We start from the raw sequence: 26,361 nt of genomic DNA on the forward strand, positions 1-26,361 counted from the left end.
ATGAGAACCTTACTCCTGAGTTCAGCCAAATGGAGAAGGTGCGTTACACTTCGTTAACGCACCATACTGGCTTACAGTAAACAGCACTAATTAACCGATGAGTGAAGAATTGCGAGAGGTTCAGCTTAACACTGGGGCAACATTTGAGCCAGTTGCTGAAGTCAAGGTGCCAGTCAGTTTCGGAAATGATGCCGAAGCCATTGCCGCAGCGCGTCAAGGAGTTGCCCTTGCTGATTTGTCCCATTGGGGATTGCTGAAAGTCTCTGACGAGGATCGACTAAGCTTTTTGCACAATCAAAGCACCAATGATTTTCAGCGACTTCAACCCGGACAGGGTTGTGATACGGTTTTTGTAACATCTACCGCTCGTACCATCGACTTAGCAACAGCTTATGTCACCGAAGACGCCGTGTTACTCCTCGTTTCCCCGAATCGGCGTCAAACACTATTGGAATGGTTGGATCGCTATCTTTTTCCCATGGATCGGGTGGAATTGACAGATGTATCGAGTGAGTTTACCACCTTCAGCTTAATGGGTTCAGAAAGTGATGCTCTTTTGACTAAATTGGGCATTCAAATGCCTATCGATGAGGTTTATGGCAGTCATCAACAGCTAAAGCTGGAAGATATAGAGGTACGAGTTGCCGTAGGCAGTGGTTTGGTACTACCCGGATATACCCTAATCGCTGCTGCTAGTGATGCGGCAAAGCTGTGGCAAACTTTAACGGCAGCAGGCGCTATTCCGATGGGCGATCGCATTTGGGAGCAGTTGCGAATTGAGCAAGGGCGTCCCGTTCCTGATCGCGAACTAACCGAAGATTATAATCCTCTAGAGGCGGGTTTATGGCAGACTATTTCTTTTAATAAAGGATGTTACATCGGTCAAGAAACTATTGCCCGTTTGAATACCTATAAAGGTGTCAAGCAACAACTCTGGGGCGTTCGCCTCCAAGCACCCGCTGAACCCGGAACGATTATTACCGCAGAGGGTGAGAAAGTCGGCAAACTGACTAGTCTTACTGAAACTGACCGAGGTTTGTTTGGTTTAGCTTATATTCGCACAAAAGCGGGTGGTCTGGGTTTGAAGGTACAAATAGGAGACGTTGAAGGTGAAATTGTGGATGTCCCCTTTTTAACTCATGAGTATAACCAGTCTTAAATCTGAAAACCTATCTCTTGCAGTCCCAGCCGCAGCCGCTGGGCTTCACTAGGACTATGTTTCTCGTGGAGAGCGATCGCTTTACCAAACGCTGATAAACTTTCTGGTACTTTACCAATTTTAAGCAATGCTACGCCTAAATTTTGGTAGGCATCGGCATAATCGCGATTCAGTTGGATGGCGTTCTGATAAGCAGCGATTGCTTCCCCCAATTGCCCTAGGGCTTTTAATGTCATACCCAGATTATTGTATCCAGCAGCAAAATTGGGTGCAATCTTCAAGGTTGTTTCAAACGCAGTTCTGGCAGTGGTTAAATCACCCACTCTCAATAGCAAATTGCCGAGGTTATTGTAAGCGCCGACTTTGAGCTGGGGAAATATCGGTTGCCCGATAGCGTCTTGATAATGCTGTGCGGCTAACTGAATATCGTTTTGTCGGGTGTAAGCATTCCCCAAATGATAGTGCAGTTCAAATAATACGGGAGCATCTATCTGAGAATCAGTTAAGCCGCGTTTTAGGAGGGCAATCCCTTCATTCACTTTATCGATTTGAATGTAAAGCGCCCCCAATTTACTACAGGTATAAGCATCATTAGGATGGTTTACCAGAAACCCTTCCATGGCAGCTTTAGCTCTCGTGTACTTATCCTGTGCCGCGATCGCTTCGGGTTGGTAACCGTAGTGTAAAATAGCCACCGTTGGCAGAGAAATCACCTGCCAGTGAGGTTCTTGCTGCAATAGCTGGCTAACGCTATCATCCACCATGGCATGATAGGGACGCGAAAAGCGAATATCTGGATGATTGCGGAACAAACGGGAAACCAAGGAGTAGGGAGATTGAGATGCTCCCACTTCTTGCCGCAGCAGGTTAACGACAAGATAGCGATCGCTTTTAATGGCTTGCTGGATTTCAGGTAGAATTTCTGGCGTCAGCACTTCATCGGCATCTAGCACCAGCACCCACTTGCCCTGCACGTATTGCAGCGCATAATTGCGAGCGGCGGCGAAATCATTACACCACTCAAACTGATAAATTTTGGCTCCATAGGCTTTGGCAACTTCAACCGTGCGATCAATGGAACCTGTATCAAGAATAACTATTTCATCCACCAGAGACTTGACACTTTCTAAAAGTTGTGGTGTGTTATTTTCTTCATTTTTAACGATTGTACACAGGCTTAGATCCATCGTCATTTTATAGAGTCAGCCTAAAAGAATTGTGAAATTTTCTACTCCCCACTCCCCACTCCCTCTACTAGAAGCGATTCCTAAATTAAATAGTTTGTCGTAGATGATAAGCTGCGATCGCTGTAGGTGAAAATAGTAATTTATACAGTATAAATATCCTGGGTAGCATCATGCATCCAACCGACCCGCCTTGCTCCCCCAAGGACGTTTTACCGAGAACGGACGATTCGACTGGGAAAGACAACCTGAAATCAGGAGTCCTCGATCAATTTCATCGCCTGCAACCTCAGGTTTTAGAAGATACGTTCCGCCCTCCCAACTATCTACTGGAGCAAATCCAAGTTAGCAGTGCTGAAAAACTGTATTACGACCCCCATCATACCAACAGGTACAAACGTCCTGACTGGTTTGCCGTGGTGAGAGTCGAGCCATTGGATGAACCTCGAAATTTGACAGCAAATGGCGTGACGTGGCAAAAAATGTTCAATCCCTTTGTGGTTGTCGAACTCCTCTCACCTGAAACTGAACGAGAAGACTTGGGAGAACATCTGGAAGAATTGCATCCTGATCCAACCAAGTGGGAAGTCTACGAGCAAATTTTGCACATTCCCTATTATGTGGTCTTTGATGGTAAGAGCGATCGCCTGAGAGTATTTCAGTTTGCTGGCAATTGCTATACCGAGTTAGAACTGCGGGAGCCGCGTGTGTGGATGAATGACATTCAACTCGGTTTGGGGTTGTGGCAAGGGGTTTATCAGGGACTTGAGCGCCTCTGGTTGCGCTGGTACAAGGCGGATGGTAGGTGGATTCTCACGCCTGAAGAACGAGAACAAGAGCATGCTCGGCGATTAGCTCAACAACTGCGGGATTTGGGGATTGAACCGGATGGAAATCTCAGGGTTCATAGTCCAAGGCGAAAACACAATGAACTATGAACTGAGATGGCTGCATTACATCTGCATGAAAAGAGCCATCTTTTTAATTTTTCCCGGATTTAATCGCCAAAATCGGGATGATTCTGCAAGTATTTCTCAAGGTCATCGGAACCACCAACCCGCTCACCATCAATAAAGACTTGTGGCGTTGTTGTTACTCCGGCAACCGCATGTAAAGAGCGAGAGGTCGCATCTTTACCCAATACGATTTCCTCAAAATCAACATTCCGCTCTCTCAGCATATTTTTAGCACGAGCGCAATAGGGACAACCCTCTTTGGTAAACATTGAAACAAATTTTGGTTTAACCGCCTTGGGGTTGATGTAGTTGAGCATGGTGTCAGCGTCAGACACTTCGTAGGGGTCGCCCTCAACTTCGGGTTCGATAAACATCTTTTCAATGACGCCATCTTTAACCAACATGGAATAACGCCACGAGCGCTTGCCAAAACCCAATTCTTCTTTATTAACGAGCATTCCCATTTTTTCGCTAAATTCGGCGTTACCGTCGGGAATGAGGGTAATGTTACTGGCTTTCTGCTCTTTCGCCCATTCGTTCATTACGAACGTATCGTTGACAGAGATGCAGATAATGTCATCCACACCATTCTTTTTAAAGGCACCAGCCAACTCGTTGTAACGGGGTAAGTGGGCGGAAGAACAGGTGGGTGTAAATGCACCCGGTAAAGCGAAGACAATGACCGTCTTGCCTTTGAATAGGCCATCGGTTGTGACATTCTCCCATTTACCGTCGCAGCGGAGGTGGAACGTAACATCGGGAATTATTTCCCCTTCACGGTTTTTCAACATCTATTTTTCTCCTGTATGGGTCGGACTCATTATGATGGCGCTCGATCTAAATCATACTCATAACGACTTCATTTTGACAAGCATTAAATTGAGTTGGAGCGGTTTCACTGCTCCAAAAAACTTGCCTAAACATGGGGGGGTGAGCGGAGCCGAACCCCGTTTTCTTCCCGTCTCAACCTGGAAGGAAACTACTCTGCCTATCCTGCCCTACTATAGCCATGGAAGTTTACCCTTTGGCATCTACCCTTAGGTGTACGAATTGAGAGAGTCTGGTGCAGAGATGTGAACTAGCCCCGAGCTTCAGCCCGTAGGCGCTCTCCATCAGTTTTGCTTCTTCTTCTCCTGCTGTGCTTCCGGTGACTTCACATTAAAGTAAGCCTCCAAAACCTGCTTCACCATCGGTGCTGCCACTGAACTGCCACCGCCGCCGGAATGCTCGGCAAATGCCACCACGACGATTTCTGGCTTATCAAAGGGTGCAAACGCACCAAACCAAGCGTGAGGCTTCCCAGGAGGAGCTTCTGCCGTACCACTCTTACCAGCCACCTGCGGCAGGTAAGGCACATTCAAAACCTGCCCCGTACCCCCATCTACCACCGCTCGCAGTCCTTTGCGCAGTGTCTCTATCGTTGATGGCTTCATACCCATCGACACCCGCGCATTATTCGCCGCCTCGTCATCCTTGAGCAGGTGCGGTTTGACCCGATAGCCGCCATTGGCAGGTGCAGAAAACATCACGGCTACTTGTAAGGGCGTTGCCTGAGTAAACCCTTGACCAATGGACATATTTACGGTGTCCCCAACTGTCCATTCCCAGTTAAATCGCTCCCGCTTCCAGGCATCATCGGCAATCAAACCTGGGGCTTCTTCTGATAGCTCAATGCCCGTTTTTTGACCAAAGCCATATTTCCGTGCCCATTCAATTAGTGTTGGTCCACCAACCCCCTTACCAATCTGACCGTGGAACGTATTGCTACTCCAAGCCAGAGCTTGATTGTATCCTAGAGGTCCAAATCCGGCATGGTTCCACTCACCAAAGGAAGTACCACCTACATTCAGGGCTGCAAATGTCGGCAATATCGTATTAGGCGGAAATTTCCCCGATTCCATACCCGCCGTCTGCGTCACAACCTTAAAAGTACTCGCAGGTGGAAAACCGCGCATTGCTCGGTTGACAAAGGGGTTGCCTTTTCCTTGCAGTTGCTGCCACATGGCTGGGGTAATGCGTCCGGAGAAGATGTTGGGATCGAACGTGGGGCGGCTCACCATTGCCAGGACAGCACCCGTATTAGGATTGAGAGCTACAATCGCTCCTTTTCTATCTCCTAATGCTGCCTCCGCTGCTTTCTGCGTCGGCAGATCGAGAGTAACCTGGAGATCGGTACCCGATTTCGCCTCTTTTTCTCCCAAAATCCGCAGAACTCGACCCGCACCATTAACTTCTACCTGCTGACCGCCCCATTCTCCCCGGAGCGTGGACTCATATGCCTCCTCAACACCCATTTTGCCTGCGATGTCGCCAAGACGGTAGCCTTCAGCTCGACGCTTTTGGAGTTCCTCGTCGTTGAGTTCCCCCGTATAACCCAAAACGTGAGCGGCTAAATCCCCACTCGGATAGCCCCGCACCGCTTCAATATCTACCTCTACCCCTTCGAGTTGGCTAGAGTATTCTTCCAAGGCTGTAATTTGGGCAGGACTGAGACCGCGTTCAATCCGGATTAGGGAATTCGAGTTAGCACCTGCTCGTTCTACCCGCTGTTGAATTTCATCTTCGGGAATATTCAATAGCGTGGACAGGCTCTTGCGAGTTTGAGTCCATTCTAACTTCTGGAGCGTAGCGGGCCAGAGAAACACTGAATGAGATAACCGAGAACTTGCCAACACTTTCCCCTTACGGTCAAAAATATTACCCCGTACAGGTTGCTTCGGCACCAGCCGAATTCGGTTATTTTCGGCTAGCTCTCGATTGCGGTCTCCCTGCATTAACTGTAAATACGCTAAACGATAGCCAATCCCTCCCAGAAGGAAAGTGCTGACCAGTAGCATGACAATTATCGATTGGTAACTGCGTCCAACGGTACGTGGTGTTGTTTGACGCCCTATAGAGGAAGGCTGAATCACGGTCATGGCAAACAGCAGATAGAGTCTCCAACGAATTTTACTTAGTCTAGTGTCAATTGCAAGTTTATTTTTGAATTTTCTCCCCATCGAAGGAGAAGGGGGCGTTCATTGTCTAGCGGGTGGGGTCTATTGGCACTCATCAATTTACTCCGAACGGCAGCAGACAGCTATTTTCTCATTCCTTGACCCAGAACGGGTCTTCCTGCCGATCCTTGTCAAGGAAACTTGAGGTGAAATAATAACTCATCAAGACGCTAGAGTAGACAGATAAAATAGACCCATACAAGAAAATGAGGGTGAAGGAATTTACACCAAACAGACTTTGCTTTCCAAGTAGGGCTTCTTGAGCTGTTAAATTAACTACTATGTCTCAAACTTCCGTTACAGAACATCGCGCTCCGGATACTACTGCCGAGCTTGACGTTGAACTCCGTAAGGTTTTCAAGGTTTTCAATGGAGAGACAGCCGTTCGGGGTATTGATCTGAGTATCCGGCGGGGGGAATTTTTTAGCATTCTTGGTCCATCGGGTTGCGGAAAGACAACCACCCTCCGCTTAGTCGCAGGATTTGATTTGCCCTCCGCTGGTGAGGTGCTAATTCAGGGTCAATCCATGAATCAAATCCCTCCCCACCGCCGACCGGTAAACACCGTCTTTCAAAGCTACGCCTTATTCAATCACCTGACTGTCTGGGAAAATATTGCTTTTGGTCTGCGACTCAAAAAGCTCAAGGCGGCGGACGTCGAAGAGCGGGTCAAACAATCTCTCAAACAAGTGAAAATGGAAACCTATGCCAATCGGTTTCCAAGTAATCTTTCGGGGGGACAACAGCAACGGGTGGCGCTAGCACGGGCGCTGGTGAACCGTCCGGCAGTCCTGTTACTTGACGAACCCTTGGGAGCATTGGATTTCAAACTGCGCAAAGAAATGCAGGTCGAATTGTCAAACCTACATCAAGACTTGGGGTTGACTTTTGTAATGGTCACTCACGACCAAGAAGAAGCGCTGAGTTTGTCTGACCGAATCGCGGTCATGCGGGGCGGAAAAATTGAGCAAATCGGCAGCCCAACAGAAATTTACGACAGTCCCCGCACACCGTTTGTTGCAGATTTTATTGGCGATACCAATCTGTTTAAAGCACGCTTGGAAGCCGTTGATACCGGAAGTATCCAGGTTGCCACCCCAACCGGTTTGAAAATTGTGGTGCAGTCCAAGTCGGTACAAGAAGTCCCTGGCAATTCCAAGGACGTTATTGTCATTATACGCCCCGAGAAAATTCGCTTGAGTCTTTCGCCTCCAACCTCAGCCATTAATTGCTTTGAAGGTCGTCTTAAGCACGTGATGTACTTGGGGACTCATATTCATTATGTCGTGGAGTTATTGAGTGGCGATCGCTTAACGGTCATGCTACCCAACACCACTAACAAATTACCAGAACCCCACACCCCAGTCTATGCTCGCTGGGCTGCCACCGATTGTTTAGCCTTAGAGGAGCGATCATATGTATAAACAGCACTAATGACTAATAACTAACGACCGATGACTAACGACTCTCGCCAGCCATTTCCAAGACGCCCTACACGCCGTCAGTTCTTGCAGGTAGCGGCGACTGCATTACCTGCCCTGACCCTATCAAGTTGTGGCTGGACGCTCGCTAATGTGCAATCGACAACCACCGCTCAAAGTTCAACGGATGTACTCTACATCTATACTTGGGCAGGCTATACTGACCAAGATTTGCTAGACCGCTTTCAAAAAGAAACAGGCATCGCGGCAATAGCCGATGTTTTTGATTCTAATGAGGCAATGCTGGCACGACTGCAAGCCGGCGGTGGTGGCGCATACAGCATCATCTATCCCTCTGACTACATGGTACAGAAAATGATGGGTTTGAAGATGCTCACCGAACTCGATCGCTCTCGTCTTGTCAGTTTAGATCGGTTATTTCCTCGTTTTCAAAATCCCGAATATGACCCCGACAACACGCACTCAGTTCCAGTCAGTTGGGGAACAACAGGCTTAATTTATAACACCAAAAAATTACAACCTCCACCCGAAGATTGGGGTTATCTTTGGGAGTACCAGCAACAATTATCAAAACGCATGACTTTACTCAATGATGTCCGAGAAGTCATGGGTGCGGCTTTGAAAGTATTGGGTTATTCCTACAACTCCACTAATCCTAAACACATTCAAGCTGCGTATCAAAAGTTAGCTGATTTAAAGCCTGCACTCGCTGCCTTTACTTCTGATGCGTGGCGACCGCAAATTTTGAGTGGGGATTTGATGATTGCAATGTGTTATTCCTCTGATGCTAATGAAGTCATCCCAGAAAACAGAGATTTGCAATATGTACTACCTGCCAGTGGTTCATCCCTGTGGATGGATACCTTAGCTATTCCTAAAACTGCACCCAATGTAGAGGGAGCTTATGCCTGGATTAACTTCATGCTGCAACCTGATGTTGCCGCTCAAGTTTGCGAACGATTGAGCTTTGCAACCCCTAACCAAGACGCTTTCAAACTCCTGCCTTCTGAACTTAAAGAAAACCGCAGTATGTTCCCACCCAAATCAGCACTAGAACACTGTCAAAGCCTCGACCCTCTCGAAGACTATGAAGAAGTTTACGATCGCTATTGGACAAAACTAACCAGCGGCTAAATCAAAGTTTAAATTTCTAATTCATAATTCCTACTTGAAACCCGTGTCTACCCATAAAAAAACTACCCCGACCTCTCTACCTCCTTATTCAAAAGATAACCTAACAGAACCACCATTTCTAGAAGAAAAAAAACGTCCTCGATGGCAGTGGTTAGAACCCTTAGTAATGTTAGTACCGGCAGGAATTTGGCTGGTGCTGCTGCTGGTTTTGCCAACTTTGGTGATTTTTGAACTCAGTTTAGTACCCAATATCCGACCGGGGGATGTGGTAAATCCATCGGGTTTGGATAATTACCTGCGGGTATTTGAACCCATTAACCTTCAGGTAATGAGCCGATCGCTCTTTTTTGCAGTTGGCACTACGGCAATCTGTCTAATTTTAGGGTTTCCGGTGGCGTACTGGATTGCTCAAATGGCACCAAAGCGCTGGCAGAATTTTTTGCTACTGGGGTTTATCCTGCCCAATTTTACATCCTCACTTTTGCGTTCCTATGCCTGGATTACAATTTTGAGACCGACAGGGGTAATTAATACCGTTCTAACCACGATTGGATTACCAGCTTTGGAGTTATTAAATCGTCCTCCTGCTGTTTTGATAGGCATGGCTTACAGTTACCTGCCTTACATGGTGTTAATTCTGTATGCTTCGTTGGAGAAATTAGACCGACAATTGTTAGAAGCATCAGCAGACTTGGGTGCCAATCCCATTCAAACCTTCTGGAAAGTAACCGTACCCCAAAGCTTTGCGGGAATTGCGGCGGGTTCTATTTTAGTATTTATTACGGCGTTGGGAGATTTTGTCGATCCAGAATTATTGGGTGGTGCTTCCAGTATGACCGTATCGCGCTTGATTTATAACCAGTTTCTGGGGGCAACTCAAAACTGGGGATTTGGTTCGGCGTTGAGTATGGTGTTAATTTTTGCGGTAAGTATTGCGATCGCGCTTTTGATTAAGTACGGGGATATGGAACCGCAACGGTAGCTGGACAAAGGATAGAGGGGTTTGCCAGAGGTAATAAGGCTACGGTAGGCAGTCTCCCTCAACCAAATTTGCTGAGGGAGGAACGCCTACGACAATAGTCTACTTTTTTAATCGCTTATAAATTCAAAGCCATCGAGAGATACTGATGAAATTCCTGGAAAGAATTTACCATAAGGTCGTCTCGGCTCTACTAACTGTACCTACCCTAGAGAGTTGGTTCGTTACAGCTTTTCTGTTATTGACTGTTGCCTTAATTTGTTTGCCAATAGGATTTCAATCTGGGCTTTTAGAAGTTAGAATGCTGCCTTTATCTTTTATAGGTATTGTCAAGATTTTAGTGAGTCGCTTCTTTTTTCCTGCTTTTGCAGAAGAGCTGCTATTTCGTGTCTTACTACTTCCCAGAAAAACCAGTAATACTCCAATAATAATCCAATTGATTATGGTTTTTATAAGCCTAGTTTTGTATGTAGTAGGTCATCCCATTAATGCATTTTTATTTTACAAAAAAGCTTTCGACATTCTCACGAATTCAGTTTTTCTATTGTCAACGCTAGTTCTAGGAATTGCCTTAACAATTTCCTACTTGCAATCTGACTCAATCTGGACTTCTATTGCTATTCATTGGATTGTTGTTGTGACTTGGTTACTTATATTAGATGGGTATTCCAAATTGAATTTATAGTATCTAGGAGCAGCCCTTTCAAGGTGTCAGCTTTTTTGCTTTAGTTTGGGCTAGAATCTTAGCAGTAGAAACATGAGGGCGGTTGGCAGGACGCTGGCGTTTGAGTCGGAAGTTTGTCTTCTTTTCGAGACGTGGGTGACGTAGAAAGGCTCTCAAATTAACCAGACTTTTGAGCGACAATCCCACTCAAGAAGTTCATTGTGCAAAAATTCCGGTCAGCTATCCAGACATCTCCTTCTTCGACTGTGGCTAAGATATTAGGTAGTAAGGAACGCTCTTGGGCATGACCTGTTTTGAATTGTATTGACGGTCTAATTGCACAAGTGACTGAACTCATCATTTCCACCACCGTTGAAAAGAGTAGCTCTCTGGTGTATTGAGTTTGGCTGCTTTTCTCAAATAACTTGTCAAGTTTTTGAGGAGATAAAACAATTTCTAGAAGACCACGAACCATGACCGAGACAGGACTTTCTCCTACGAAGCGCTCAAAGAGTTGACTTAGAAGCATTCTGGTTGTTTTCCCTCAGCATTTTGGATTTCTTTAGCCAACTACAAATTGGGGAAAATAACAAGACCTTGAAAGGGCTGCTCCTATATACTTGCATTGCCCTAGCGCATCATTGCTAATGTGCGAGGGAAATGATAGTTCAACGCAAAAATTCTTCAATCTGGTGCTGGCTCCAAAGTGATTGATAAAGACCGGGTTGTTGCAGGAGTTGAGAATGAGTACCGCTTTGGACAATGCTACCGACATCCATCACAAAGATGCGGTTAGCAGTAGCCGCCGCAGAAAGTTGGTGGGAAATAAAAATAACAGTTTTGCGATCGACACCTGTTGAAAGATTTTCTAAAATTTGGGTAGCTGTTTGATTGTCAACGCTAGAAAGGGCGTCATCCAAAATCAGGACAGGAGCATCAACTAAGAGCGCTCTTGCCAAAGCTGTCCGCTGCCGCTGACCACCTGAAAGAGTAATTCCCCGCTCTCCTACCACGGTTTCATACTGTTGGGGAAAGTTGAGAATTTCCGTTTGAATTTGCGCTTGCTTGGCAGCGTTTTCTACCTCTGGCTGTTCACTTAACGGCGAACCATAGCGAATGTTATTCTTGATGCTGGTACTGAAAAGAAAGCTATCTTGGGGAACATACGCAATCGCTGCTCGTAAATCTTGTAACCGCAGCGTTGTCACATCCTGTCCATCCAGAAATAACTGATTGGCACCAATCGCTAATAGGCGAGGTAAGACGTTAGCCAGCGTGGATTTGCCTGAACCAATCGCGCCCACAATGGCTACGGTTTCCCCCGGATTAATCATAAAACTTACATTGTTGAGTGCCGGAGTTGTCGCACCCGGATAGGTATAGCTGAGATTTTTGGCTACAATCTGACCGTTAACGGGTTTGGGAAGTTCAATCGCATCAGGAGAATTTTGAATTTTAGGCTCAATTGTCACAATCGACTCAACACGATCAACACTGACTTCACCCCGCTGATAGGCAGTAATCGTGAAACCGAGCAGTGCTGTGGGAAAAACTAACCGTTCTGCGTAGAGAATCAACGCTACAAAATCACCGATTGAGATAGCACCCGTGGCAATCGAGCCAGAACCGAACCACAGTAATATTAGCAAGCTGACATAGGAAAGTGCTTCAATCACTGGAAATAGAACGTTTCGGGTTCTTGCCAAATTGAGATTAGCTCTCAGTAGTTTTTGGTTGAGCCCTCGGAAGGCGCGACGCTCATTTTCTTCTTGCGCATAAATTTTAATCAGGGATATGCCACTCATATCTTCCTGAATGAGTTCGCTCAGGTTGGAGAGTTCCTCCTGCACAGATTGCTGCTGGTTACGCAGTTTCTCGCTAAAAAGCTGAACGGTAATCAACATCAATGGATAAACAGCAAGCGCCATGAGCGTTAGCCGCACACTCTTCAACATCATGAACGGCAGTGTTATGCCGTAGGCAAAGAGAGTATTTGCCAAACTCAAAACTGCAAACCCGACCAAACGCCGGATGTTATCCACATCACTGGTGGCGCGATTGATTAAGTCTCCGGAGGTGTTTGTAGAAAAATAAGAGGGTTCTAGCTTCAGCAGGTGCTCAAAAATGATTTGCTTTAGGTCAAATTCTACCTTGCGCCCCACCCCAAATATGAGGATGCGCGACACCAAACGAATCACCCCCATTAAAGAGGCAAGAATCAGAATGAGCAAAGCTACACGCCAGACTTGATCGAAGCTAAAGGCTGGACGCATTTCGTCAATATTATCCCCAATTAACCAAGGAATGTAGGCACCGAGTCCATTAACAATCAGTAAAGCGAGGATGCCTAGGGATACCTGGGGGGTGTGAGGGCGCAGGTAGGATAGGAGTTTTTGGAGACGGGAGTTAGCCATGTTACAAATGTAACAATTTTTGAGTTAAAGCGACGGCTGATAGTAGCTTCTTTGTCCCAAAAAGAAAGTCCCGATTTCCACTGTCTCTAGAAGTCAAATGAGTTCTCCTCCTAGCCAACCTCGCAATAAGTAATAAAGCCGACTCAAGAATTCTTCTACAATCCGTGTAGTAACGGTAAGCGCTTCTACAGAGGGGACAAAGGATTCAATCTGAATGCGGAGTCTGGGGGTGGCTCCGGGTTGGAACCTGAAGAAATTCGTGGGTTTGGCAACAATATTGGTCAGACCGACCTCAGCAAAGGTTCGTTGGGCGCGGCGGCTATTAAAGGCAGAGGTGACTAAAAAAACGCGATTATCGGCTAATCCTCGGTTTCTTAAGATATCCTCTACCGCTTCAGCACTAGTGCGCAAATCTGTCCCTTTTGGTTCAACCACAATCTGATTTTGAGGAACGCCTAACTGTACGAGCAAAGTCCTGATATCATTAGCCTCAGCAACCTGTGCGCCGCTCCCTTCCAGGTTAGGTCTTGGACCAGCACTAGCGATCACGAGGGGTTGGTTGCCTGACTCTCGATATAGCTGGGCAGCATAAAGAATGCGATCGCCTGTGTCGGTTAATTGAATTTGCGTCCGAGGTGGCAGGTTCGGTTGGGTGGTTCCCTGTCCGAGTACTACAATCGCTGACGCTGTTTGAGTTGCGGCTTCCTGAGGAGTGAACGCTTGTTGTTCAGCGCCTTGAGCCAGCAGGTTAGCGAAAAAGGGCGTACTCGAAATTAGCAAAATTAGTAATGCTGCCACAACCTGATTCTTCGCTTTCAGCCCATTGCGTAGGGCAAGGCTCAAGAGTACGATAGAGGCTCCTACAGGCTTGAGTGGAAATGACATAACGTTCCATAGAGTAGAGACTACGTTATTGTCAGGAAAGAAAAATGCTATAACGATTAAGCCAAACAGAAGTAAAGCCCCAAGTAAGGTAAAGTATTCTTTGGGAATTACCTTCTTAAAGAGATTGTAAAGAATAACTGCGATTATCAGCCACAGGAGTATTTGGGTCAGGAGTTCAAACATTGTTAAGAAATTGATAAGTGGTTGGTCGTGAGCGGTTAGTTGTTAAGTGTTAGTCTGACTACTCCACAGAAAAATTGGCAATGGCATAAGTGATAGAGTTATCAATCAATTCGGAACCGTCAAAAAGTGGGAACTGCATTATGTTTTCCCCATGCCCCTTGCCCTCCGTGTCCTGTCTCAAGTTAGTAATTGTGGTACTCATCACCATTGGCGCGACACCTCAACTGCCAGCTCCTAGATTTGGATTACCCTAACACGGGAATTATACTGCCATTGATAGTAATCATTATCCTCGTCAAGTTGTCCAGGTAAAACGAGAAGTTTGGAGAGTGCTAGTGTGGTACAAGTCAAGCCAGTCATTTTAACCAGTGGAGCCGGATATATTGGCTCTAAGAGGGTGTTAGCAAGGCAAAAGTCAGGCTATGGTGTAATAGTGCTGGATAATCGGTCAGCGGACATTGAGAGTTTGTAGAAGATATCCTAGGCGTCATGGATAATAGCATGCAGGCAACAACCCTGTCGTTTGACTTCTGGCGACACCGCCTGAGTTTTACCCATCTGCACAATACATTGCCACCCCTTGATGAAATTACTTCGCTTTTAGAATAGAAAAAAGTGCCGGTGAACAGACAAGCTCAGACTGGAAAGGCTCAAAGCAACCCAACTCCAACCGCCAAAAAGGATGCTATTGCTGTAGAAGCCCGACTTTGTCGGTTAGAGTCAATTGTCGGACAAATCGGAGAAGCCGTTCTCGCAACCACGGAAACCATTGAACGTCTTGCTGATCGGGTAGATGCTCTTGCCGTTCAAGTACAGCACCAAGGACACCAAGTTCAGCAACAGGGTTATCAGCTCTTTGCCTTAAGCGATGCCGTGCAAACTCTAGCAGAAAATCAAAATGAGTCTCTAGAGCAGCTAGGACAGCTTACAGTAACACTGCAACGCCTTGCTGCTGCTATCGAAGCAACGGATAAGTCAGTAAGCTGGGAATAGGCTTAATGTATTTTGTCCCCTGATCGACAACGAATCACCCATGACGCACAAAAAAAATGTGCTATGACAACGAGAGTGCCCAAAACTCATGAGGAGAGCATTAATGCATTTTCTAAGGCGGTACCTTATCCTAGTGACTGTAACGGCTGCCGTCAGCTTGTTAACCGTTAGCTGTAGAGAAAGTAAGGTTTCACAGTGCAATAAAATTATCCAAGTTGCCAACAAAGCAGTTAGTGAAGCCAAAACCGTCACTAACGGTGGTCAAACCAGCAATCCTCAGGCAATGCTCCAAGCAGCAGATGCTATGGAAAAGGCGTCGGCGGAAATGCAAGCCATTGATGTGAAAGACGCAAAACTCCAAGACTACCAAATCGGTTTTGTAAATATGTATCGTGATACCAGCGATGCCACCCGTAATTTCGTAACCGCGTTTGAGAAAAAAGACCGTTCGGGGGCAGAAGCGGCTTTGACAGATTTGCAGCAAGCTACGACTCCCGAAAAGCAACTGGTTGATGAGTTGAATACCTACTGCTCTGGTAACTAGGGAGAACTGGGAGAAGCCCCCTCGTCAGATAGACACTGAAGCGATCGCACTAATTTTGTTTTGGCGCTAGGATAAATCTCAAGCTGGCTTGGTTGTGACACTTTAATTTAAAGAACGTGTCTCAGCTTAAGGTAAGCTCTTACAAAGCAGAAGCATTATAGGTAGATATCCTTGAAATATGCCTTAGTTCATGAGTGGTTGACTCCCAAAGCAACGGGCGGCTCAGAACTAGTAGTTCGAGAAATCTTAAAGCACATCGACGCCGATCTTTATGCCCTGATTGATTTTGAATCGACTAATCCCCACAGTTACCTGTTTGAGCGCTTTATTGGCACAACCTTCCTACAACAGTTGCCCTTTGCCCGCAATGGCGTCCAAAAGTACCTGCCATTGCTACCCCTAGCCATAGAGCAGCTAGACTTACGCGACTATAATATAATTCTTTCTTCGTCCCATGCTGTTGCCAAGGGCGTACTCACCAGTCCCCAACAGCTCCATATCTCCTATTGCCATACACCCATGCGCTACATCTGGGACTTGACATTTGACTACTTAGGTAGTAGCAGAATGGGGCGTGGTCTGCAAGGCGCAATGACTCGGTATTTGCTTCATCAGTTGCGCCAGTGGGATGTGCTTTCGGCAAATCGGGTGGACTACTTTATTGCTAACTCTCTACATACGGCACGACGAATCTGGCGTTGTTACAGGCGTCAGGCTCACGTAATTTATCCACCCGTTAATGTTGACCGCTTTCCCTTCCAAGCTAAAAAATCAGACTACTATCTCACTGTTTCCCGCATCGTTAGTTACAAACAAATTGCGTTGATTGTTCAAGCGTTCAATCAATTGGGATATCCACTGATTGTCATTGGTGAGGGAGCTCAGTTACAGGAAATCCGCCAACTAGCAAAGCCTAATGTCCAAGTACTGGGATTTGTAACCGATGCTGAAGTCGAGCGGTATATGGCAGAAGCAAAAGCCTTTGTCTATGCTGCCTGTGAAGATTTTGGCATTGCCCTCGTGGAAGCCCAAGCCTGTGGTACGCCAGTGATTGCTTACGGTGCGGGTGGGGCATTGGAAACTGTGCACGATATTCGGAAACATCCCGATAGGGGGACAGGTCTGTTGTTTCAAGAGCAAACTCCTGTCGCCCTAATCGAAGCCGTGAAAACTTTCGAGGCATCCTCAGCAGCATTTAGTCCCGAACAGATTCGATTGAACGCTGCTAAATTTGCTCCTGAGATTTTTAGCGATCGCTATCTGACGTTTGTAGAACGGTGCTATCAAGACCATAAGTCAGGATTTTCTGCTGACAACTTCAAGTTTCCCGAGTCCTATTCGCCGTAGCCAGCCTCTTCTGGCTTTATGATCGTGACGTGTGGTGTGAAGTGAAGGAGTAAGATGACTGCTCAAAGCCAACTTATCTCCGTCAAGATATTGCGAGCGTTCGTGAAGCGAGGGTTCCAGGCACCCGCCTCGCGCATCAGACCCAGAGGTCTGTCTCGATATCGCCTAGACGGAAATTTTGCCAAACGGCTGTTTGATGTTGTATTTTCGTTGTCGGTTCTCATGTTGTTTTTGCCGCTTTACCTGCTTTTAGCCCTCCTGATTGCCATCAGTTCGCCCGGACCTATTTTTTATGTTCAGGAACGGGTAGGTAAAGATTACAAACCTTTTGGTTGCCTTAAATTCAGAACCATGGTAGAAAATGCTGATGAGCTGTTGATAGAACTGATTACACAATACCCAGATATGCGTCAGGAGTTCGAGGATAATTTCAAGATCAAAGAAGATCCTCGGGTGACGGGAATTGGTAAGTTTTTGCGCTATACCAGCCTGGATGAGTTTCCGCAGTTCTGGAATGTGTTGAAAGGAGATATGAGTGTAGTTGGACCAAGACCTTTAGTGCCTGAAGAAGTCCATAAATATGGGTTTCATATGGACAAAGTTCTAACGATCAAACCGGGAATTACAGGCTTATGGCAAGTATCAGGACGTAATGATATTCCCTATCAACGTCGTGTTCAGATGGATATTTACTACGTTAATTTCCGAAATGTCTGGCTGGATTTTTGGTTGATTGTGAAAACAATTGGCGTGATGATATCACCCAAAAATAACGGTGCTTATTAACCTAAAAGCCTTGGAAAACGATGGATGATGATAGATAAAGAAACTAACTTTGTTACAGATAAGAAATTGAGTTTTCAGGAAAACTCAATACAACTCTTAACAATGTTGTTTCTTTGTTCATCATTCATCATTAACTTGGTTCTGGATGCTATTTAGCATCATTTACCACAACCAAGCTACAAAGTTTAGGTTAACTTTAGGGAATAATCTCCCCTCATCCTCACCAGGGTTGCTGGGATATTCGCTTTCTCCAGGCAAGCAGTAGCTGCCGCGAGTGTCTATAGTCGTCACAGGAAGATTACAATAATGACCCAACGCAAGCGAGCGCTAATTACGGGTGTTACAGGTCAAGACGGTTCCTACTTGAGTGAATTACTCCTGGACAAAGGCTATGAAGTTCACGGGATTATCCGGCGGACTTCAACCTTTAATACCGATCGCATTGACCACATTTATGAAGACCCTCACAAACAAGGAGTTCAGTTATTTCTGCACTACGGTGACTTGACTGATGGCGTAACATTGCGCCGCATTCTAGAGGAAGTCAAGCCCGTAGAAATTTACAACTTGGGAGCTCAATCCCACGTTCGTGTTAGTTTCGACTCGCCGGAGTATACCGTTGACTCGGTGGGTATGGGTACACTACGGCTGCTCGAAGCCATTCGAGACTACCGACATCGAACTGGTATTGATGTGCGTTTCTATCAAGCGGGTTCTTCAGAGATGTTTGGCAAGGTTCAAGACGTTCCTCAAAAGGAAACGACACCCTTTTATCCCCGCAGTCCCTACGCTTGTGCTAAGGTTTATGCCCATTGGCAAACCCTAAATTATCGCGAGTCCTATGGGATATTTGCCTGTAATGGCATCCTGTTCAACCACGAATCGCCACGTCGGGGTGAAACATTTGTCACACGCAAGATTACAAGGGCGCTAGCTCGGATTGTTGCAGGTCAGCAGAAAAAGCTTTACCTTGGTAACTTGGATTCCAAGCGAGACTGGGGCTATGCCAAAGACTACGTTAAGGCAATGTGGCTGATGCTTCAGCAAGATAAAGCCGACGATTACGTCGTTGCTACGGGAGAAACTCACTCCATTCGGGAATTTTTGGATCTGGCATTTAAGTGCGTCAATCTAGACTGGCACGACTATGTGGAGTTTGATCCCCGCTACCTGCGTCCGGCTGAAGTAGATTTACTGATCGGCGACCCGACAAAAGCCAATCAAAAATTAGGGTGGCAGCCTTCTGTGACGTTTGAGCAGTTAGTCGCTTTGATGGTGGAAGCAGATTTGCACATTTTAGGTCATTCATCGCCTAGCGGCGAGGGGCCAGCACTATTTGAGAAGGAGAAGGATAACGCCTACAACCGCCAGCAGCACATGGCTAGTAGCCTTGTTGATTGAGTTCGAGCGTATTCATCGTAACCAATCAGTCTAGGCGGTTGTTAATCGTTAGTGCAGCGTGGTGCGTATTGTCCATCAGTTGGAAAAACTTTCTCTGGGGTTATTTCTGCCATATTGCACTAGCGATCCATTGCTATCCGTTTTCAGACCCTAGACAATAAGTAAGAAAGTGTCCGAGTCCATCCCAGGCAATCGGGCAACTTAACATTAAGTAACAATTAACTTAAAACGTTTTATGGAAAAAGACGCAAAAATCTATGTAGCAGGTCATCGCGGCTTGGTTGGTAGTGCTATTGTCAAAACCTTACGCAAAAACGGTTATAACAATCTTATCCTGAAAACCAGCCAAGAACTTGACCTGAGAAGACAAACAGAGGTAGAAAACTTTTTTGCTGCCGAACGCCCCGAATACATTTTTTTAGCGGCAGCAAAAGTGGGCGGTATTAATGCTAACAATACTTACCGCGCCGAGTTTATCTATGAAAACTTAATGATTGAGTCGAATATTATTCATAGCGCTTATTTGTACAATGCCAAAAAGCTGATTTTTCTGGGTTCTTCTTGTATCTACCCCAAATTTTGTCCGCAGCCGATGAAAGAAGACTATCTGCTCACGGACTTTTTGGAACCCACCAACGAACCCTATGCGATCGCTAAAATCACAGGCATAAAACTCTGCGAAAATTACTGCCGTCAGTATGGTGTGAATTTTATCTCGGCGATGCCAACCAATCTGTACGGACCCCAGGATAATTTCGATTTAGCGAACTCTCATGTTCTCCCTGCCCTCATCCGCAAAACTCATGAAGCTAAAATTAACAAGGCGGACTCCGTTGAAATTTGGGGAACGGGTGCGGCGCTCAGGGAGTTTTTATATGTAGAGGATTTAGCGAACGCCTTAATTTTCTTGATGGAAAATTACAACAACATAGAATTCGTGAACGTCGGCACGGGTGAAGAGGTTTCTATCAAAGAACTAGCCTTTTTAATCAAAGCTGTTGTCGGGTATGAAGGGGATTTAAGTTTCGATACCTCTAAACCGGATGGAACACCGCGCAAACTGTTAGATACCTCTAAACTGAATGCAGTGGGGTGGAAAGCGGAAACCTCTTTAAAAGAAGGACTTGAACTCACTTATCAGTGGTTTTTAGAGAATTATAGTGGCATCAGAGGTAAATAATTGCCCATCAAAAAATAACAACTTAGGGGTGTCTGTCTCCATGAAACCTGCTATCCGAGTTTTATTATCACTGGTTCCCCTACTTCTGCTTTGCTTTGCCGATCGCGCCTCAGCCAATTCCGAGCAATGTCGCCAAATCCGTGAGGTGCGTCGCCTAGCGATGGGGGAGCGCTTAGAGGATGAGAATCTTGCTACCTTGGAAAATCGTTACTGTGCCACTGCCCAACCGTCCACGGCGGTGGCAGCGCCGCTATCGACAGCCCCGCCCGATTGTGTTGACTTAACGGTTATGACGCGGCTTGCCCAAATTGCCGAAGCTCGTAGCGATCTTGTTCGTTTAGTGGAGAGTCAGCAGCAGTTAGCTTGTGGTGTTGCCGAACAATGGGGCAGGTCTGTATTAAACTACCCGAATGGGCAAACGGCGAAATTTCGGTCGAATTGGAATTACCCGAACGGACAGGCTGCTAGGTTTGGATCGGTTTGGACTTATCCGAACGGACAAACTGCCAAAGTTGCTTTAAGGTGGAATTATCCAAACGGGCAAACAGCTAAATCTGGCTCAACTTGGTACTATCCGAATGGAAAGCCTGCTGGTTTTGAAAATTTGGTTTCTTGGGCTTGCAGCATATTGGGACGGGATGAATGTGCTACAAGGCTGTTGGCATTGCGGAATACTGATGATGTGTGGAGCGAACTGGCAACTCTTGAACTGGCTTGGCAAGCTTATACAATAAACAGTTCGAGAGAGTAATAGTAGCGTGGGACAACAGCTAACCAAAGCCGAATTACGTCGGGTGCTGTTAAAGCGACGGCAATCAATGCCTGTGGAAGACTGGCGGGAAAAGAGCGATCGCATTTGTTCTCATCTGCAATCTTCACCGTTGTTTGTCCGGGCAAAAACAATTTTGGCGTATTTCAGCTTTCGCCAAGAACCCGATTTGAGTCCCCTGTTTAGGGGTTCTCAACACCGTTGGGGTTTGCCTCGATGTGTGGACAAATCCCTCTCCTGGCATAGCTGGAAGCTCGGAGAACCACTGCAACCGGGAGCCTATGGCATTTTTGAACCTCACCCGGATTCTCTGACGTTAAAGCCCGATGAGGTAGATTTAATTCTGGTTCCGGCTGTGGCTTGTGATGTCTGGGGATATCGTTTGGGGTATGGGGGGGGATTTTACGATCGCCTGTTGAGTTCGGTGGAGTGGGCGTCTAAGCCTACGATTGGCATTGTGTTTGATTTTGCTTGCTTGTCTCAGTTACCTGTCGATTCTTGGGACAAATCGCTACACGCTGTTTGTACAGAGGGGGGGCTGAGAATGGTAGCCAGTCTTCCTGAATTCTAGTCAGGGTGGATTTTGTACAGAATTTATCTGGTAGAGTAAAGACTATTTAAAAATGACAGGATGAGTCGCTCTATCGGTAAGCAACTGTGGAAAAATTTCTGGATGTATGGGCTGTTGGCAGCGATCGCTTTTGTGATGCTTTTCCCATTATTCTGGCTGATCAGCACGTCCTTAAAGTCCGCAACAGAAAATATCTTTCGGTTTCCCCCCCAGTTATTACCCAGTCAGCCAACATTTGATAATTTTGTTCAGGTTTGGCAAAGCCATCCCTTTGGCACGTATCTGTTTAACAGTACTGTCGTTGCGGTTCTTACGGTTGGTTTGAATCTGCTGCTGTGTTCCCTAGCGGCTTACCCCCTAGCGCGGCTGGAGTTCTGGGGGCGAGAGGCGATTTTTGCAGTGATTGTCTCAACAATCATGATTCCTTTCCAGATTGTCATGATTCCCCTCTACATTCTGGCAGTGCAGTTGGGTTTGAGAAATACTTATTTGGGGATAATTTTTCCCAGCCTTGCTTCTGCGTTTGGTATTTTCTTATTGCGGCAAGCGTTTCAAGGGGTTCCCAAAGAACTTGAAGAAGCAGCCCGGATTGATGGTTGTACGGAGTTGGGGTTGTGGTGGCATATTATGCTGCCAGCCGTGCGTCCAGCACTAGTGACGTTGGCAATCTTTGTCTTTATTGGTTCTTGGAGTGATTTTCTCTGGCCCCTCATTGTTCTGGATCGACCGGAATATTACACCCTACCTTTGGGTGTCGCTACTCTTGCTGGAACGTTTTCTTTAGATTGGCGTTTGATTGCGGCTGGATCGGTGATATCAATTACGCCCGTGCTGCTGTTTTTTAGTTTCATGCAGCGTTATATTGTGCCGACGGATACTGGGAGTGGGGTGAAGGGTTAAGGGAGAATGGCATTGTACTTCTTCTCATTTAGTCTCTATTACGCCAACGATGAGTTACTACATTTCACCTCGCTTTCTCGATAAAGTATCTATTCACATCACAAAAAACTTTCTTGACTTGTCGAAAGTCCGGGTTCCCTTAATTCTTGGAATTCATGGACGTAAAGGAGAGGGAAAATCTTTTCAATGCGAACTCGTGTTTGAACGCATGGGTATTGAGGTAGTTCATATGTCGGCAGGTGAGATGGAAAGTCCCGATGCCGGAGACCCAGCTCGCTTGATTCGCCTGCGCTATCGAGAAGCAGCCGAGTTGATTAAGGTACACGGCAAGATGTGTGTGCTGATGATTAATGACTTGGATGCCGGAGTAGGACGGATTGATGCAGCCACTCAGTATACCGTGAATAGTCAGTTGGTGAATGGCACCTTAATGAATATTGCCGATAAGCCAACCGATGTACAACTCCCTGGTAGTTATGACTCAACACCCCTGCATCGCGTCCCCATTATTGTCACCGGGAATGATTTTTCCACGTTATATGCACCGTTGATTCGGGATGGACGGATGGAGAAGTTCTACTGGGAACCCGATAGAAACGACCGAATTGGAATTGTTGGCGGTATTTTTGAAGGGGATGGGCTCTCGAAGAGTGATATGGAAGAGTTGGTTGATACTTTTCCCAATCAGTCGATTGACTTTTTTGGCGCACTGCGATCGCGTCTTTACGACGAGCAAGTTCGCCAGTTCATCCAAGAGGTAGGAATTGAGCGAGTTAGTGCTCGTGTTGTTAATAGTGCCGAAAAACCCCCAGAATTTCACCCACCCGATTTCAGTCTGCCTCATTTGATCGAGTCTGGACAACAAATGGTTGGAGAGCAAAATCGAGTCCAGTCTACACGGTTGGCACAAGAGTATAACCAAGCTGCATCCTCACCTGCTCAAGGTTTTGGGGATGCCACCCCTCGTCAAGAGTTTAAGCGTGAACTAAAACAAGTTGAAAAGTCCACAGCGTCTAACGGGTTCAAGGAGTCTAGTTCGCAATTAAGCTCAGACGTACTCAATCAGTTGCGCCAGTTGATTGAAGGGGGATATCGCATTGGCATGGAACACGCGGATGAACGCCGGATGCGGATTAATTCCTGGAAGAGTTGTCCTGCCATTGATAGTAACAAGGAGAAAGAAGCGATCGCCGCGTTGGAGGACTGCCTTGCTGAGTATAGCGATGAATACGTGCGCTTAATTGGGATTGACCCCAAAGCTAAACGGCGTGTTGTGGAAACCGTTATCCAACAACCTAACGGTAAAAGTTCTCGTTGATAGCCCTCACCCCCAGCCCCTTTCCCAACTCTGGGGGTGAGGGCTATTTTTTTATTGAATCAATCCCGACAAAAAAAGTCGGGTATGTTTGACGGGGTTTTGGGCTTGTGTTACTATCAGGCGACTAGTTAATTAGAGAGAGATGGAGAGGCTGCATCCATGATCCAGGCGACAACCCCCCACACATCAAGTACATCTGCCACCTTTAAAAACCTCAAGTGCAAAGAGTGTGGTGCTGAATACGAACTGCAAGCACTTCACGTTTGCGAGTTCTGCTTCGGTCCGTTAGAAGTTTCCTACGACTACGACGCCCTGCGCCGTCATGTCACCCGCGAAACCATTCAGGCAGGACCAAATTCTATTTGGCGTTACCGTCCCTTCTTACCCGTTGCTACCGACAATCCCATCGACGTGGGTACGGGCATGACTCCCTTGGTGAAATCCCATCGGTTAGCACGACGCCTGGGTCTGAAAAACTTATATATAAAGAATGATGCAGTCAATATGCCCACCCTCAGCTTCAAAGATAGGGTGGTGTCAGTAGCATTGACTAGAGCTAGAGAATTGGGATTCTCTACCGTCTCCTGTGCCAGTACGGGTAACTTGGCAAATTCTACGGCGGCGATTGCTGCCCATGCAGGGTTAGACTGTTGTGTCTTTATCCCGGCTGACTTAGAAGCGGGTAAAGTCTTAGGCACCCTGATCTACAACCCCACCGTCATGGCTGTAGAAGGGAACTACGATCAAGTTAACCGTCTCTGCTGCGAAGTTGCCAATACTCACGGCTGGGGCTTCGTCAATATTAATTTGCGTCCCTACTATTCGGAAGGCTCAAAAACCCTAGGCTTTGAAGTTGCTGAACAACTCGGCTGGCAGTTACCGGATCACATCGTTGCGCCTCTGGCGTCGGGTTCCCTGTATACCAAAATCTATAAAGGTTTCCAGGAATTCATTAAAGTGGGGCTAGTGGATGATAAAGCAGTGCGCTTCAGTGGCGCACAGGCAGAAGGTTGCTCCCCCATTGCCCAAGCATTCCGGGAAGGACGGGACTTTGTAACACCTGTCAAACCCAGCACGATTGCTAAATCTATCGCTATTGGCAACCCTGCTGATGGTATCTATGCCCTTGAAATTGCCCAGAAAACTGGCGGCGCGATCGCATCCGTCACCGATGCCGAAATTGTAGAAGGGATGAAGCTGCTGGCAGAAACCGAAGGCATCTTTACAGAAACCGCTGGTGGCACTACGATTGCCGTACTGAAGAAATTGGTAGAAGCTGGGAAAATTGACCCCGATGAAACCACGGTTGCATTCATTACTGGTAATGGACTTAAAACCCAGGAAGCTGTTCAAGGCTACATCGGTGAACCCTTAACCATTGAGCCGAAGCTAGATAGTTTCGAGCGGGCATTAGAGCGATCGCGTACTCTTGATCGCCTTGAGTGGCAGCAAGTTTTGGTTTAAAAACTGGCTTTCCTTTCTACCCTCCTAGCCCCCCTTCATAAGGGGGGAACATGGAACTATAAAATTCTCTAGAATCTAAAATCCAACTATGGCTGTTAAAGTTCTGATTCCTACCACCCTGCAAAAATTCACCAACGATCAAGCAACACTCGAATGTACAGCTAACAGTGTGACTGAATTGCTTGACTCCCTAGAAAAAAGTTGTCCTGGTATTAAAGGACGCCTGTGCGATGACGAAGGTAAACCTCGTCGCTTTTTGAATTTCTACGTCAACAGTGAAGACATTCGTTTTCTAGAGGGTACGAACACATCTCTTAAAGATGGAGATGAAGTGAGCATCGTGCCAGCCGTTGCTGGAGGTTGAAATGATCAATGGGGTGTTTTTTTAGGGTGTAGGGGTGAGAAGAAGAATGGGAATTATTACCCCACCTTTCTCTCCTGCCTTCTGCCTGATTGGTGAGCACTTCGACAAGACTTCGGCGTGAGCGCTCAGTGTTCCACCTGTCGAACCACTGCCTTATCCATATCTTTGATAAATTGGTTGAACCTCTCCCGATCCGGCATCGAAGGCTGTGCTCCTGCTTGGGTAACAGAAATCGCACCGGCTGCGGCTCCCCACACAACAGCCTGCCTCATAGAAAATCCCTCTGCCAAAGCTGCGGCTAGAGCACCATTAAATGCATCTCCAGCCGCTACCGTATCCACCGCTTGGACGGAGAAAGCTGGAACAAAAAAACTATCGGAGGCAGTGGTACAGCAGACACCCAGAGCGCCCAGTTTAACAATAACTGTACCGACACCCCACTGTTGCAATATGGCTGAAGCTTGTTGGGCAGTTTCTCTGTCGTTGACGGGAAAGCCTACTAGTTGACTGGCTTCTAATTGATTAGGGGTGATAATATCCACCAGTGGGTAAAGTTCGGTGGGAAGTTCCTGAGCAGGTGCCGGATCAAGAATGACAGGTACCGTTACAAAAGACCTACTCAAAGCTACTCAACACTATAAATAGTTGTACACTTTGATGCTTTCTTCCTGCTTCATCCAGAACTGTCGGCAGCACTCTGTTCACAGGCTAACACTGCCTAACTGACA

Annotated in this window: 26 protein-coding genes and 1 pseudogene; 18 read left to right on the plus strand and 9 right to left on the minus strand. The window is 46.6% G+C overall.

Annotation, left to right across the window (positions count from 1 at the left end; genetic code table 11):
- Positions 1–97 precede the first annotated feature (97 nt).
- On the plus strand, positions 98–1,159 hold the full coding sequence (locus IQ257_RS07580) for a YgfZ/GcvT domain-containing protein (protein ID WP_193872777.1): 1,062 nt from the start codon (positions 98–100) through the stop codon (positions 1,157–1,159).
- Here the strand turns inward: IQ257_RS07580 and IQ257_RS07585 are convergent.
- Positions 1,156–2,346 (minus strand): glycosyltransferase, encoded by a 1,191-nt coding sequence (locus tag IQ257_RS07585; RefSeq protein ID WP_193872778.1) that lies wholly within the window; start codon positions 2,344–2,346, stop codon positions 1,156–1,158. The genes IQ257_RS07580 and IQ257_RS07585 overlap by 4 nt on opposite strands.
- A gap of 170 nt (positions 2,347–2,516) precedes the next feature.
- Here IQ257_RS07585 and IQ257_RS07590 point away from each other — a divergent pair, with 170 nt between their 5' ends.
- The gene (locus tag IQ257_RS07590; RefSeq protein ID WP_193872779.1) at positions 2,517–3,281 is read left to right on the plus strand and encodes a Uma2 family endonuclease; all 765 of its coding nucleotides are present in this window, start codon (positions 2,517–2,519) and stop codon (positions 3,279–3,281) included.
- Positions 3,282–3,340: 59 nt separating this feature from the next.
- Here the strand turns inward: IQ257_RS07590 and IQ257_RS07595 are convergent, their stop codons facing one another.
- Together IQ257_RS07595 and mrdA are read right to left on the minus strand one after the other, a co-directional pair.
- Positions 3,341–4,090: a glutathione peroxidase gene (locus tag IQ257_RS07595; RefSeq protein ID WP_193872780.1), complete on the minus strand. Its 750-nt coding sequence runs from the start codon at positions 4,088–4,090 to the stop codon at positions 3,341–3,343.
- A gap of 321 nt (positions 4,091–4,411) precedes the next feature.
- Complete coding sequence (gene mrdA, locus IQ257_RS07600; RefSeq protein ID WP_193872781.1) at positions 4,412–6,217, minus strand: penicillin-binding protein 2; 1,806 nt, start codon at positions 6,215–6,217, stop codon at positions 4,412–4,414.
- Between the two features lie 359 nt (positions 6,218–6,576).
- Between mrdA and IQ257_RS07605 the strand changes: the two genes are divergently transcribed.
- The 4 genes from IQ257_RS07605 to IQ257_RS07620 all read left to right on the plus strand — a co-directional run bounded on the left by IQ257_RS07605 (position 6,577) and on the right by IQ257_RS07620 (position 10,535).
- The gene (locus IQ257_RS07605; RefSeq protein ID WP_193872782.1) at positions 6,577–7,719 is read left to right on the plus strand and encodes an ABC transporter ATP-binding protein; all 1,143 of its coding nucleotides are present in this window, start codon (positions 6,577–6,579) and stop codon (positions 7,717–7,719) included.
- 30 nt (positions 7,720–7,749) lie between these two features.
- Positions 7,750–8,871 carry an ABC transporter substrate-binding protein gene (locus tag IQ257_RS07610; protein ID WP_193872783.1) on the plus strand — a complete coding sequence of 374 codons (1,122 nt, stop codon included), beginning with the start codon at positions 7,750–7,752 and terminating at the stop codon, positions 8,869–8,871.
- Positions 8,872–8,914: 43 nt separating this feature from the next.
- Entirely contained in the window at positions 8,915–9,853 is a 939-nt protein-coding gene (locus IQ257_RS07615) for an ABC transporter permease (protein ID WP_322744240.1), read from the plus strand.
- Positions 9,854–10,091: 238 nt separating this feature from the next.
- Positions 10,092–10,535 carry a type II CAAX prenyl endopeptidase Rce1 family protein gene (locus IQ257_RS07620; RefSeq protein ID WP_193872784.1) on the plus strand — a complete coding sequence of 148 codons (444 nt, stop codon included), beginning with the start codon at positions 10,092–10,094 and terminating at the stop codon, positions 10,533–10,535.
- Positions 10,536–10,692: 157 nt separating this feature from the next.
- Here IQ257_RS07620 and IQ257_RS07625 read toward each other — a convergent pair whose 3' ends face one another.
- The 4 genes from IQ257_RS07625 to IQ257_RS29885 all read right to left on the minus strand — a co-directional run bounded on the left by IQ257_RS07625 (position 10,693) and on the right by IQ257_RS29885 (position 14,198).
- The gene (locus IQ257_RS07625; protein ID WP_228060506.1) at positions 10,693–11,043 is read right to left on the minus strand and encodes a hypothetical protein; all 351 of its coding nucleotides are present in this window, start codon (positions 11,041–11,043) and stop codon (positions 10,693–10,695) included.
- A gap of 139 nt (positions 11,044–11,182) precedes the next feature.
- Complete coding sequence (locus tag IQ257_RS07630; protein ID WP_193872785.1) at positions 11,183–12,928, minus strand: ABC transporter ATP-binding protein; 1,746 nt, start codon at positions 12,926–12,928, stop codon at positions 11,183–11,185.
- 93 nt (positions 12,929–13,021) lie between these two features.
- A complete protein-coding gene (locus IQ257_RS07635) occupies positions 13,022–13,996 on the minus strand; it encodes a YdcF family protein (protein WP_193872786.1) in 975 nt (324 codons plus the stop codon).
- 58 nt (positions 13,997–14,054) lie between these two features.
- Positions 14,055–14,198, minus strand: coding sequence for a hypothetical protein (locus tag IQ257_RS29885; RefSeq protein WP_228060507.1), 144 nt, complete (start codon positions 14,196–14,198; stop codon positions 14,055–14,057).
- Positions 14,199–14,617: 419 nt separating this feature from the next.
- On the opposite strand from IQ257_RS29885, the gene IQ257_RS07640 reads away from it, so the two are divergent.
- The 4 genes from IQ257_RS07640 (at position 14,618) to IQ257_RS07655 (ending at position 17,666) form a co-directional block, all read left to right on the plus strand.
- The gene (locus tag IQ257_RS07640; RefSeq protein WP_228060508.1) at positions 14,618–14,989 is read left to right on the plus strand and encodes a hypothetical protein; all 372 of its coding nucleotides are present in this window, start codon (positions 14,618–14,620) and stop codon (positions 14,987–14,989) included.
- Between the two features lie 133 nt (positions 14,990–15,122).
- A complete protein-coding gene (locus IQ257_RS07645; protein ID WP_322744241.1) occupies positions 15,123–15,533 on the plus strand; it encodes a hypothetical protein in 411 nt (136 codons plus the stop codon).
- Between the two features lie 165 nt (positions 15,534–15,698).
- Positions 15,699–16,880, plus strand: a complete 1,182-nt coding sequence (locus IQ257_RS07650) for a glycosyltransferase (RefSeq protein WP_369076419.1) — start codon at positions 15,699–15,701, stop codon at positions 16,878–16,880.
- A 54-nt stretch (positions 16,881–16,934) separates the two neighbouring features.
- Positions 16,935–17,666 carry a sugar transferase gene (locus IQ257_RS07655; RefSeq protein WP_193872789.1) on the plus strand — a complete coding sequence of 244 codons (732 nt, stop codon included), beginning with the start codon at positions 16,935–16,937 and terminating at the stop codon, positions 17,664–17,666.
- Positions 17,667–17,828: 162 nt separating this feature from the next.
- Here the strand turns inward: IQ257_RS07655 and IQ257_RS30695 are convergent, their stop codons facing one another.
- The gene (locus IQ257_RS30695; RefSeq protein ID WP_265586109.1) at positions 17,829–17,957 is read right to left on the minus strand and encodes a hypothetical protein; all 129 of its coding nucleotides are present in this window, start codon (positions 17,955–17,957) and stop codon (positions 17,829–17,831) included.
- 15 nt (positions 17,958–17,972) lie between these two features.
- Here IQ257_RS30695 and gmd point away from each other — a divergent pair, with 15 nt between their 5' ends.
- From gmd to IQ257_RS07695, 8 genes are all read left to right on the plus strand, one after another.
- Positions 17,973–19,067 (plus strand): GDP-mannose 4,6-dehydratase, encoded by a 1,095-nt coding sequence (gene gmd / locus IQ257_RS07660; RefSeq protein WP_193872790.1) that lies wholly within the window; start codon positions 17,973–17,975, stop codon positions 19,065–19,067.
- Between the two features lie 235 nt (positions 19,068–19,302).
- Complete coding sequence (fcl, locus tag IQ257_RS07665) at positions 19,303–20,247, plus strand: GDP-L-fucose synthase (protein ID WP_193872791.1); 945 nt, start codon at positions 19,303–19,305, stop codon at positions 20,245–20,247.
- Positions 20,248–20,287: 40 nt separating this feature from the next.
- Positions 20,288–20,998 carry a hypothetical protein gene (locus IQ257_RS07670; protein ID WP_193872792.1) on the plus strand — a complete coding sequence of 237 codons (711 nt, stop codon included), beginning with the start codon at positions 20,288–20,290 and terminating at the stop codon, positions 20,996–20,998.
- A 7-nt stretch (positions 20,999–21,005) separates the two neighbouring features.
- On the plus strand, positions 21,006–21,587 hold the full coding sequence (locus IQ257_RS07675) for a 5-formyltetrahydrofolate cyclo-ligase (protein ID WP_193872793.1): 582 nt from the start codon (positions 21,006–21,008) through the stop codon (positions 21,585–21,587).
- Between the two features lie 60 nt (positions 21,588–21,647).
- The gene (locus IQ257_RS07680; RefSeq protein ID WP_193872794.1) at positions 21,648–22,487 is read left to right on the plus strand and encodes a carbohydrate ABC transporter permease; all 840 of its coding nucleotides are present in this window, start codon (positions 21,648–21,650) and stop codon (positions 22,485–22,487) included.
- Positions 22,488–22,536: 49 nt separating this feature from the next.
- The gene (locus IQ257_RS07685; RefSeq protein WP_193872795.1) at positions 22,537–23,805 is read left to right on the plus strand and encodes a ribulose bisphosphate carboxylase small subunit; all 1,269 of its coding nucleotides are present in this window, start codon (positions 22,537–22,539) and stop codon (positions 23,803–23,805) included.
- A gap of 159 nt (positions 23,806–23,964) precedes the next feature.
- Positions 23,965–25,269 carry a threonine synthase gene (thrC, locus tag IQ257_RS07690; protein ID WP_193872796.1) on the plus strand — a complete coding sequence of 435 codons (1,305 nt, stop codon included), beginning with the start codon at positions 23,965–23,967 and terminating at the stop codon, positions 25,267–25,269.
- Between the two features lie 88 nt (positions 25,270–25,357).
- Positions 25,358–25,633 carry a MoaD/ThiS family protein gene (locus IQ257_RS07695; RefSeq protein WP_193872797.1) on the plus strand — a complete coding sequence of 92 codons (276 nt, stop codon included), beginning with the start codon at positions 25,358–25,360 and terminating at the stop codon, positions 25,631–25,633.
- A 125-nt stretch (positions 25,634–25,758) separates the two neighbouring features.
- Here the strand turns inward: IQ257_RS07695 and IQ257_RS07700 are convergent.
- Positions 25,759–26,235 (minus strand): annotated as a pseudogene (locus IQ257_RS07700) (PfkB family carbohydrate kinase); the annotation flags it as partial.
- Positions 26,236–26,361 lie beyond the last annotated feature (126 nt).

Source organism: Coleofasciculus sp. LEGE 07092, from assembly GCF_015207375.1.
Taxonomy (GTDB): domain Bacteria; phylum Cyanobacteriota; class Cyanobacteriia; order Cyanobacteriales; family Coleofasciculaceae; genus LEGE-07092.

Excerpts from the sequence above, each read along its gene's own strand:
- IQ257_RS07580 (WP_193872777.1), top strand. The coding sequence starts at position 98 with ATGAGTGAAGAATTGCGAGAGGTTCAGCTTAACACTGGGGCAACATTT.
- IQ257_RS07585 (WP_193872778.1), bottom strand. The coding sequence starts at position 2,346 with ATGGATCTAAGCCTGTGTACAATCGTTAAAAATGAAGAAAATAACACA.
- IQ257_RS07590 (WP_193872779.1), top strand. The coding sequence starts at position 2,517 with ATGCATCCAACCGACCCGCCTTGCTCCCCCAAGGACGTTTTACCGAGA.
- IQ257_RS07595 (WP_193872780.1), bottom strand. The coding sequence starts at position 4,090 with ATGTTGAAAAACCGTGAAGGGGAAATAATTCCCGATGTTACGTTCCAC.
- mrdA (WP_193872781.1), bottom strand. The coding sequence starts at position 6,217 with ATGACCGTGATTCAGCCTTCCTCTATAGGGCGTCAAACAACACCACGT.
- IQ257_RS07605 (WP_193872782.1), top strand. The coding sequence starts at position 6,577 with ATGTCTCAAACTTCCGTTACAGAACATCGCGCTCCGGATACTACTGCC.
- IQ257_RS07610 (WP_193872783.1), top strand. The coding sequence starts at position 7,750 with ATGACTAACGACTCTCGCCAGCCATTTCCAAGACGCCCTACACGCCGT.
- IQ257_RS07625 (WP_228060506.1), bottom strand. The coding sequence starts at position 11,043 with ATGCTTCTAAGTCAACTCTTTGAGCGCTTCGTAGGAGAAAGTCCTGTC.
- IQ257_RS07630 (WP_193872785.1), bottom strand. The coding sequence starts at position 12,928 with ATGGCTAACTCCCGTCTCCAAAAACTCCTATCCTACCTGCGCCCTCAC.
- IQ257_RS07635 (WP_193872786.1), bottom strand. The coding sequence starts at position 13,996 with ATGTTTGAACTCCTGACCCAAATACTCCTGTGGCTGATAATCGCAGTT.
- IQ257_RS29885 (WP_228060507.1), bottom strand. The coding sequence starts at position 14,198 with ATGAGTACCACAATTACTAACTTGAGACAGGACACGGAGGGCAAGGGG.
- IQ257_RS07655 (WP_193872789.1), top strand. The coding sequence starts at position 16,935 with ATGACTGCTCAAAGCCAACTTATCTCCGTCAAGATATTGCGAGCGTTC.
- gmd (WP_193872790.1), top strand. The coding sequence starts at position 17,973 with ATGACCCAACGCAAGCGAGCGCTAATTACGGGTGTTACAGGTCAAGAC.
- fcl (WP_193872791.1), top strand. The coding sequence starts at position 19,303 with ATGGAAAAAGACGCAAAAATCTATGTAGCAGGTCATCGCGGCTTGGTT.
- IQ257_RS07670 (WP_193872792.1), top strand. The coding sequence starts at position 20,288 with ATGAAACCTGCTATCCGAGTTTTATTATCACTGGTTCCCCTACTTCTG.
- IQ257_RS07680 (WP_193872794.1), top strand. The coding sequence starts at position 21,648 with ATGAGTCGCTCTATCGGTAAGCAACTGTGGAAAAATTTCTGGATGTAT.
- IQ257_RS07685 (WP_193872795.1), top strand. The coding sequence starts at position 22,537 with ATGAGTTACTACATTTCACCTCGCTTTCTCGATAAAGTATCTATTCAC.
- thrC (WP_193872796.1), top strand. The coding sequence starts at position 23,965 with ATGATCCAGGCGACAACCCCCCACACATCAAGTACATCTGCCACCTTT.
- IQ257_RS07695 (WP_193872797.1), top strand. The coding sequence starts at position 25,358 with ATGGCTGTTAAAGTTCTGATTCCTACCACCCTGCAAAAATTCACCAAC.